The sequence below is a fragment of the Eisenibacter elegans DSM 3317 genome (assembly GCF_000430505.1).
GTDB classification, from domain to species: domain Bacteria; phylum Bacteroidota; class Bacteroidia; order Cytophagales; family Microscillaceae; genus Eisenibacter; species Eisenibacter elegans.
In genome coordinates this window covers 235374-244561 of sequence record NZ_AUMD01000021.1, presented here as the reverse complement: position 1 = coordinate 244561, position 9188 = coordinate 235374, and the positions used below count along the sequence as shown (strand labels likewise).

Annotated in this window: 8 protein-coding genes; 7 read left to right on the top strand and 1 reads right to left on the bottom strand. The window is 47.3% G+C overall.

The window, feature by feature from the left end; all coding sequences use genetic code 11:
• Nucleotides 1–2035 (bottom strand): immunoglobulin domain-containing protein (locus G499_RS0109890; RefSeq protein WP_026999809.1); only part of this gene is annotated, 2035 nt, incomplete at its 3' end.
• A gap of 441 nt (nucleotides 2036–2476) precedes the next feature.
• On the opposite strand from G499_RS0109890, the gene G499_RS0109885 reads away from it, so the two are divergent.
• From G499_RS0109885 to G499_RS0109850, 7 genes are all read left to right on the top strand, one after another.
• A complete protein-coding gene (locus G499_RS0109885) occupies nucleotides 2477–4354 on the top strand; it encodes an amidophosphoribosyltransferase (protein ID WP_026999808.1) in 1878 nt (625 codons plus the stop codon).
• A 183-nt stretch (nucleotides 4355–4537) separates the two neighbouring features.
• On the top strand, nucleotides 4538–5146 hold the full coding sequence (locus G499_RS0109880) for a superoxide dismutase (protein WP_026999807.1): 609 nt from the start codon (nucleotides 4538–4540) through the stop codon (nucleotides 5144–5146).
• A gap of 204 nt (nucleotides 5147–5350) precedes the next feature.
• Nucleotides 5351–5815 (top strand): hypothetical protein, encoded by a 465-nt coding sequence (locus G499_RS0109875; protein ID WP_154658397.1) that lies wholly within the window; start codon nucleotides 5351–5353, stop codon nucleotides 5813–5815.
• Nucleotides 5778–6584, top strand: a complete 807-nt coding sequence (locus tag G499_RS0109870; protein WP_026999805.1) for a DUF6048 family protein — start codon at nucleotides 5778–5780, stop codon at nucleotides 6582–6584. Before G499_RS0109875 ends, G499_RS0109870 begins: the two co-directional genes overlap by 38 nt.
• A 265-nt stretch (nucleotides 6585–6849) precedes the next feature.
• Nucleotides 6850–7869 carry an isoaspartyl peptidase/L-asparaginase family protein gene (locus G499_RS0109860; RefSeq protein ID WP_169721317.1) on the top strand — a complete coding sequence of 340 codons (1020 nt, stop codon included), beginning with the start codon at nucleotides 6850–6852 and terminating at the stop codon, nucleotides 7867–7869.
• A gap of 120 nt (nucleotides 7870–7989) precedes the next feature.
• Nucleotides 7990–8586 (top strand): hypothetical protein, encoded by a 597-nt coding sequence (locus G499_RS0109855; protein WP_154658395.1) that lies wholly within the window; start codon nucleotides 7990–7992, stop codon nucleotides 8584–8586.
• Between the two features lie 139 nt (nucleotides 8587–8725).
• Entirely contained in the window at nucleotides 8726–9181 is a 456-nt protein-coding gene (locus G499_RS0109850; RefSeq protein ID WP_026999802.1) for a hypothetical protein, read from the top strand.
• Nucleotides 9182–9188 lie beyond the last annotated feature (7 nt).

Sequence of the window (9188 nt, the reverse complement as noted above, 5' to 3'; positions counted from 1 at the left end):
TGCAAATCTCCGTCGAACTTGCTGATATAGATACTGATGGCGTTACGGGCGTGTTGACTGTCATCGCGATGGTGTTGGAGCTGGCTGTAGCGCTGCTCACACAAGTCAAAGAACTTGTCAACAACACACTCACCACATCCCCATTGGACAAACTGCTGCTGTTGAATGTGTTCGATGTAGCTCCGGATACATCAGACCCGTTCACTCGCCACTGATATGTGGGGCTGACTCCGCCATTCACCGGTGTGGCCGTAAAGCTCACATTGCTGCCGCTGCAAATCTCCGTCGAACTTGCTGATATAGATACTGATGGCGTTACGGGCGTGTTGACCGTCATTCGAATAAAGTCGCTGAAAGAAGTGCAGCCATTCGCATTTGTTCCTCTTGCCCATACAAATTGATTGTTTAGCAAAGAGCTCGTAGTAAAGGTATTAGAAGTACCGCTCTGCACAAGATTCTCATCCAAAAAAGGAGTACCTACATAAAACTCATAATTAACCAGTGTCTCTGTTATTGTAAATGTTACCGGTTCCCCTTGACAAACAGTAGTACTAGGTGTAGAGATTGTTGATGTAGGAGAAGGGTTTATCGTTACCGATGGCTCTGTATTGAGACGTACCGTGGTGTTGGTTGTCGTATTTCGGGCAAGGATATAGTAACTGAAAGTACCGGCATCCAGTTGATTGCCGGTGGTGAGTGTCAGGTTAGCTCCTGTACCCGTTACAGCTCCGGACTGTGCTACATTGTTATCAGCCCTAAAAACCCTATAAGAGACTCCTGCTTGTGCATTTTGGATGGTAAACGAAGCGAAATCTCCTCGACAGATAATAGGCTTATTATTGTTTACAGTTAGGTTGACATTGGGTATTGCAGCAGGAGCTACGACTACAGCGCCGAAGTTAGAGACATTATCGGGGCTATTGTTAGCAAAGTTAGAGTTAATGATTGTACAACGAGTAATGTCTAGGGCACCTGTGCCATAGGTATTTTGAATGGCACCGCCCGAAGTAAGCGCCCCGTTATTCTCAAAAGTACAACCATCTATCAAGATATCGAATCTTCGTTGGTTGTTAAGCGCCATACCGCCGGTGTAAGTATTATGGGCATAGTTGAAGATTGCCCCTCCATAAGACACCGCACCTGTACCAGTATTGTTGGTAAAAGTAGTGTTGCGTACAGTGCCCGAAGCATTGTCATTATACATAGCCCCACCACCATATAATGAGCCGCCGCCACTGTCTCCATTGCCGGTATTGTTTTCAAAATGGCAATCGGCCACTAAGAAGCCGATATTGTTGTTGGTATTGGGGTCAAAACTGAGATTAAAATTCTTAAAGTTATAAATTCCACCGGCATCACGTTCTCCGATATTATTTCGGAAAATACAATTGCGGATTTCGGGGAAAGCCAATACATCATCATTGAAAATAGCGGCTCCCCATCGGGCAAAGTTGTTCTCGAAAGTACAATTGATGATGGTAGGAGCGCCTTCGCTTCGGATAGCCCCTCCCCAGCCGCCTTTGGCACTTGCCAGCGGATTATCGTTGTAGGCGTGTCGAAAAACTAGGCCATCAATGCGGGTAGTACGGGTAACAGCCGAGCCAATCAGGAACAACACAAAGTTGTTGTCAGTATGTACGCCTACTGTACCTATATCTCCGCTGATGATGGTCAGGTTGTTTTGCCAATCACGTTGAGTCAGAGATGTTTCTGTACCCACAAACCCGCCATACATCCGTATACCATTGGTGTTGATATTGAATCGGCTGGAGCGTGTAGCCCCCGGGGTGTATGTCCCTTGGGCAAGCCAGATTTCGTCATTGGCTACGGCCTTACTCAGCGCGTCTTGTAGGGTTGTAGCAGTGGCCCAAGAAGTTCCTGCATTGACAGTGGCATTGTGCCTTACATAGTATGTTGTTTGAGCAGATAGCGGGCTTAGCCCTATCCAGCTGGCGCATAGCAGCCCCCATATCAAGAGCTGTAGGGTGTAGTTTTGTAGATAATTGGTCGTCTTCATCGCTTTGCTTACAATCATCTTTGGTTTTGGTGTGATTTGTTGGTTGTGTTGTAGGGGATTTGTTCAACATCTATACCAAAAACGAAAGATTATGATAATTCCAAAGGCTTCTTACACCTGAGGTTTGGGTTGTTTAGTAGTTGTACTTTTGGACTTAATGGCAAAAATACAACAAAATGTGAATCTATAAACGCTGTTTTATTGAAAAACACAAAAATACGTATTTTGGTGCGCTGGCTTCATTGCTTCATTTAAGCCTCAAAAATTACAATGACAGTCTTGGGTTGATACGCTCCGAAACGATGAGGTAACCCTTGCTTTAGTACAAGGCATTGGTAAGTGTGTTAAAGGCTTTTGTCGGAATTTATGGCCAGTCTTTTTTGTTATCCCAAGGCCACGGCCTACCTTTGCGCTTTGGTTTTGACTTTGGTATTTTCCCCTTTCAAGCTTACGGAAACTATGTGTGGAATCGCACTGATTAGATTTAGGAAACCCTTCCCCTATTACGTAGAAAAATACAATACCTCTTCTTATGGCTTGCGCAAGCTTTATTTGTTGATGCAAAAACAGCACAACAGAGGTCAAGACGGAGCAGGGCTTGCTACCCTCAAAATAGACGTGCCTCCGGGCAAACGCTACATCAGCCGCATCCGTACAACCGATGAGCGCCCCATTGAATATTTGTTCGAAACCGCCAACAACCGGATAGAGCAAGCGCTCAAAGGGGTTTCGAAAGCCCAAGCTCAAGACCCGCTATGGATTAAAGAAAATCTTCCCTATATGGGCGAAGTCTTGCTCGGACACCTGCGCTATGGTACACACGGGGGCAACAGCATCGAGAACTGCCACCCTTTTTTGCGGCAAAGCAACTGGCGCAGCAAAAACCTGATTGTAGCCGGAAATTTCAACCTCACCAATGTAGACGAGCTTTTCGAGGTGCTCCTAGAGCTGGGTCAACACCCCAAGGATAAGGTTGATACGGTCTTGGTGATGGAAAAAATCGGGCATTTTTTGGATGAGGAAAACGAACGAATCTACGCCCAATACAAAGGCCAATACAGCAAACGCGAAATGACTCCGATTTTGGAGCGCGAGATTGACCTTTTCCGTGTTTTGGAGCGCGCCTGCCGTGATTTTGATGGAGGCTATGCGATGGCTGGCATCACCGGATACGGCGCGTCTTTTGTTGCCCGAGATCCTCACGGCATACGCCCTGCCTACTTTTACGCCAACGAAGAGGTCATTGTGGCGGCCTCCGAAAAACCGGCTATCAAAGCCGCCTTCAATGTTGAGTACGATGATATTCAAGAAATTCCTCGCGGGCACGCCCTAGTTATTGACAAAGAAGGCAATTACAAGCTGGATACTTTCATCGCCCAACAACCGCCGCAACGTTGTAGCTTTGAGCGGATTTATTTTTCACGCGGATCAGACCCTGCTATCTACCAAGAACGCAAACATTTAGGTCGCCTGCTCTGCCCCCAAATCCTGAAGTCAATCGATTATGACTTGGCCAATACGGTCTTTTCTTATATCCCCAATACTGCCGAAACTGCCTTTTTGGGTGTTTTGCAAGGAATGGAGCATTACCTCATCGATGAGCGTAAAAAGATTTTATTGGAAAAAGACAGCCTTAGCGCTGAGCGGCTGGGAGAGCTGCTTTCTTTCAGGCCTAGGGTCGAAAAGTTAGTCATCAAAGATGCCAAGCTTCGTACTTTCATTACTGACGACGAACACCGCGACGACCTCGTGGCCAATGTGTATGACACAACCTACGAAGTCATTCAGAAAGGAGTAGACAACATTGTCTTGATTGATGACTCTATTGTGCGGGGTACTACCCTCGAAAAAAGCATCCTACGCCTCGTAGACCGCCTACAGCCCAAGAAAATCATTATCGTCTCCTCTGCGCCACAGATTCGCTTCCCCGATTGTTATGGCATCGATATGTCGCGTATGGGGAGCTTTATTGCTTTTCGTGCTGTGATGGCCTTGCTTAATGAAACAGGCCGCGAAGGCCTTATCGAAGAAGTATATCAGCGCTGCCTTGCCTCCCTCGACGACCCCAGCGGTGCCGACCACAACTACGTACAGGCGCTCTATGAGCCTTTTACAGACTTGGAGATTTCGGCCAAGATTGCCCAAATCATCCACACCCCAAAAATCAATGCTAGCGTAGATGTAATTTACCAAACGGTGGACAACCTACTTCAGGCCTGCCCCAACCATCAAGGCGACTGGTATTTTACAGGCAACTACCCCACCAAGGGCGGCAACCGTGTTGTCAACAGGGCTTTTGTCAACTATATGGCAGGGAAACTAGACAGGGCTTATTAACAGCAACCAAGCCCCTCCAGCGGTAGTTTGGGTAGAAATATCTACCCAACAAACGAACTAAACCCAACAGGATTTGTTTATTTATACAAATCCAATGGTGCAAAAGCCATTTTGCTTTTATAGTATCAACAGCTGTTTGTGCTAGTTATTTTTACCATTTATTCACACAAAACAACAATGATTATGCCTTTCGAACTACCTAATTTGCCTTATGCGCACGACGCGCTAGAACCCCATATCGATAAAGCCACGATGGAAATTCACCACGGCAAGCACCACGCCGGGTATACCACCAACCTCAACAAAGCCATCGAGGGTACGGAGTTGGAAGGAAAGACCATAGAGGAGATTCTGCAAACTATTGATAAACACCCTGCCGCTGTACGCAACAATGCCGGTGGTTTTTATAACCATAACCTATTCTGGACAGTAATGAGTCCTAATGGTGGTGGCTCGCCTAGTGGTGAGCTGGCAGCAGCCATCGACCGTGATTTTGGCTCTTTTGAGAAATTCAAAGAGGCTTTCTCAGCAGCAGCAACCACGCGCTTCGGCTCTGGCTGGGCTTGGCTTTGTGTACACAAAGGAGGCAAACTAGAGGTAAGCTCTACTCCCAATCAAGATAACCCCTTGATGCCTAACGTAGGCGCTACCGGAATGCCTATTTTGGGTATCGATGTGTGGGAACACGCCTACTACCTCAAGTACCAAAACCGTCGCCCCGACTATGTGGCGGCTTTCTGGAATGTGATTGACTGGAACAAGGTAGCCGAAAACTATACTGCGGCCAAATAATCGGTAATGGCTTTAGCCCTTACACAACTTCTGTTGGCAAACGCAAGTGTTTCGACGCTTGCGTTTTGTCTTTATAGCAAGATTTAGTTGATTTGAGGGTTTACTTGATTTGATTCCCTTGATTGTCAACGATTTTTAGCCCATCAATTTCCCAAACTAATTTTCATAGGGTATATATCCTAAGCTTTTTGCTAATTTTGACCTATGATTTCTACCCCAAAATCTTTTCTTAGCCTTTTATTGGCCTGTATTGCGCTATGCCTGAGTGCTTGCCGCGAAGCCTGCCCTCCGGTCGTAACCCAAGAAGAGCAGGTCAGGCTGTTGTTTTTCCGCAAAAGCGCCCCGACAGATACAGTTGCTTCGGGGCTGGGCAGTGTGTTGGCCATCATTGCTGATGAGCCACGCAGCCTTCCTGTGCAGTCAGTTCAAGGCCGCTGGTTGCTACCCGTCCACCCTACCCAAACAGTGGTCAGCTATCTCATCAGCCGCAATGACATCGCCCGAACCGACACCCTTACCATCGACTACAACCGAACGGTGTACCTCGATTGTGATTTCCGTAACTCGGTCAGTATCCGAAGTGCCAAGAGCACTTTTGACTCCCTAGCCATTATCTCCACCAATATCAGCAATGACCCCGCCCAAGTACATCTACATCTGTATTTTTAGCCTTTTTCTTGGTTTGTTACACGTTCAGGCGCAAAACAATCCGTCTGGCATTCAATACAGGGCTGCCGACTCGACCAAGGCCAAAAAACCACCTCCAAAACCTCAAAAATACCCTGTTCCCTTTAAGCCTACCGGACTACGTATTGGGACAAATGTGGCTGCACCGCTGTATCACCTCATTGATGGGCGCAGTGCTGGATTTGAAGGCAATGCTGAGCTACTATTTGACAACAAATACTTCTTGCGCTTGGCCGCCGGTCTTGCTGATGTACAGTTGGAGCGTGACCTCGGTGCGCAGTTTCAGATGCAAGGGCAATACGCCCAAATTGGAGCAGCCATCGCACCTTTTTATAAACCCAATAGCGAGCTAAAATACCCTACCCGAGACGTGTTTTTTGTGGGAGCAATGCTCGGGCTGGCGCAGTTTAACCAAAGCCTTCGCTATGACAATAACAGCGCCTTGTGGGGCAATACGCCCATCAGCTGGCGACAAGACAAGCTCTTGGCAGCTTGGCTTAACTTTGGCCTAGGCTTTAGGGTCGAAGTAGTGAAAAATATCTTTATGGGCTGGGAAGGGGGCTACAATCTACGCCTCGCGCTCACCGAAAGCAAGACCCCGATGGCCATCACAGATGTGCCCGGATTCAAACAAAATGACCGCACCGGAGCCAATTGGCAGCTCGGCTTCTTATTGATGTACCAGCTACCACTTCGGAAAAATAACACAGCACAACGCACTAAGAAGCCCACAGATACAATTGCTGATTAAGCAGAAAGTTGTAGATTTATCCCGAGATTTATTTTATGCCCAAGCACGCCACCGGGCATTTCTGGAAAAGTAGCTCGAAGCTCCAGCTCCGAGACAAGCTGAGGTCTCATTTTGCCCAAAATGGGACTTAGCCCACAGTTTTGACTGTGGGTTTTGAAAATGTCCGGTAGCGTGATGCTCAAGCTAATCCATAGCTTTAGTGGTTGGTTTGGGAATATTAGATACACAAACCTTAGTTCCTTTCTCACTCTCCCCAAAAATGCCTATGAAAACGATTTACACCACCCTACTCTGCTGCTGCCTCGGGATGATGTCTCTGATGGCACAACAGGACAAAATCACGCTTGTCATCCACGGCGGTGCAGGCACTATCCGCAAGCAAGATATGACCCCTGAGCGCGAGGCCGCCTACCACGCAAAAATGGAAGAGGCGCTCAAAGCAGGGTATACTATCCTCAGAAATGGTGGCACGAGTATGGATGCCGTCGTAGAGACCATCAAAATCCTAGAAGACTCCCCGCTTTTCAACGCTGGCAAGGGCGCTGTGTTTACCAGTGAGGGGAAAAACGAACTCGATGCAGCTCTGATGGACGGTAAAACCCTGAAAGCCGGCGCAGTAGCTGGCATTACGACTGTCAAAAACCCTATCACCGCTGCCCGTGCCGTGATGGAACACACCGAGCACGTGATGCTCATTGGGCAAGGCGCAGAGCAGTTTGCCCGCGAGCAAAACCTGACTATCGTCGAACCGACCTACTTCCATACGCCCGAACGTGCTTCTCAAATAGAGCGTATCAAGGAGAAAGAGCGACAAAACCACAACAACAAAGACCAAGGGGCTATCCCACAAGACCTGCGCGACTATAAGTTCGGAACAGTAGGTTGTGTAGCCCTAGACCAATACGGCAACCTAGTGGCCGGCACAAGCACTGGCGGAATGACGAACAAGAAGTATGGCCGTGTTGGTGATACGCCCATCATCGGAGCAGGTACCTATGCCGATAACGCCAGCTGCGCCGTATCTGCCACCGGGCACGGAGAGTTTTTTATCCGCTATGTGGTAGCCTATGACATTGCTGCCTTGGTCAAATATGCGGGGAAAAGCGTGTCTGAAGCCGGCGAAGAAGTATTGATGCGCAAACTCGTGGCCGCCGACGGCGAAGGCGGTGTCATTATCTTGGACAAACACGGCAACCTCGCGATGCCTTTCAACTCCGAAGGGATGTATCGCGGCTATATCAAGGCTGATGGCAAAGCCCATACTTTTATCTACCAAAACGAATAGCCTTTTCCAAAAATATAAAAGCCCCCCTACCATAAGCAGTCACCCTTATGGTGGGGAGGGGTATACCAAAAAGGCCCTTCACTGCGTTTTTGAGGCATCATCCATTTTCCCTCTTTACTTATGCAAACGACCATACTCGCCCTATTATTGGGCTTCCTTACCTTGGGTACCGGTCTGGCCCAAGGCTTCAAAAAAGACACTAAGGTCAAAATCACCCCGTATATCAGCGTAACCCTTCCGGCAGGCTTTGCACCTATGCCCGATATGTTGATTGTACGCAAATATGGCGCTTATCGCCCCCCTTTGGCAATGTATACCAGTATGGACGAAGTCGCAGACTTTGGGGTCAACAAGTTGGTGAACCGCTCGCTCAAAGCTCAAACCGATGCCGATTTTTATGAGCAAGACCTACAGATATTGGCCGGCTTCTACAAGTCTACCATCTTGGCACTTCACAGCAATGTGGTGTTTTTGCAGGAAGGCATCCGCGAAGTAAACGGGAAGCGCGTTATCATTTATGAGTTTGTAGGGGAAGTAAAAGACGAAGAAAAAAGTCTGATGATGGGCAAGCCCCAGATGGTACGTCAATACAGCCATCTCCGCTACGCAGTCATCAATAATGAAGTACATATTTTTAACTTCAACTGCCCAGCGCAAGTCCGTGACAAATGGCAACCCATCGGCCAACGCATTATGGATAGCCTAGAGCTTCAATAAATGCCCTTGGCAGGCGCAACTCCCAAACTCCTGTAGATTTTACAAAAACTTCTCACAGCTGGTGATATTTTTGCCCATATTTTGTGTATCTTGAGCAAGTTGTAAGATTTTTGAAAAATATCTCAAAGTAGTGCCTTATATGATAAATTACGGATTGTTTGTGTTGCTATTTTTGGCCTGCCGCCTAGCTCCTGACAATACACAGGAAATTTGGATATATTTTGAGGAAAATAATAAGTCCCAAACTGTTATCTTGCAACGACAAACTGAAGCCCCCAATAGTTGGGTAGGATTCCCCCAAAAAAACCCACGCGATGTTTTGGACTTTAGCCTAGACTTCCAAACCGAAAGCCTCATCAGTGAGCAATTACAAAAGGAACCTATCGCTATCAACGATTTTTTACAACTTGCAGGGCAAGAAGACTGGGGTAAAATCAGGGAAGTAATGCCGGTGATGCAAGATCGCTCTGCCATGAGCAACCCCATCAAAATAAATAGAAAAGGAAAAAAAATAACCCTCAGCCAAACCACTGGTCTGCTCTCTCAGTTTGAAAAACTAAGTATTCAATACAAATCCAAACGCAAACAATACTAAACCTGCC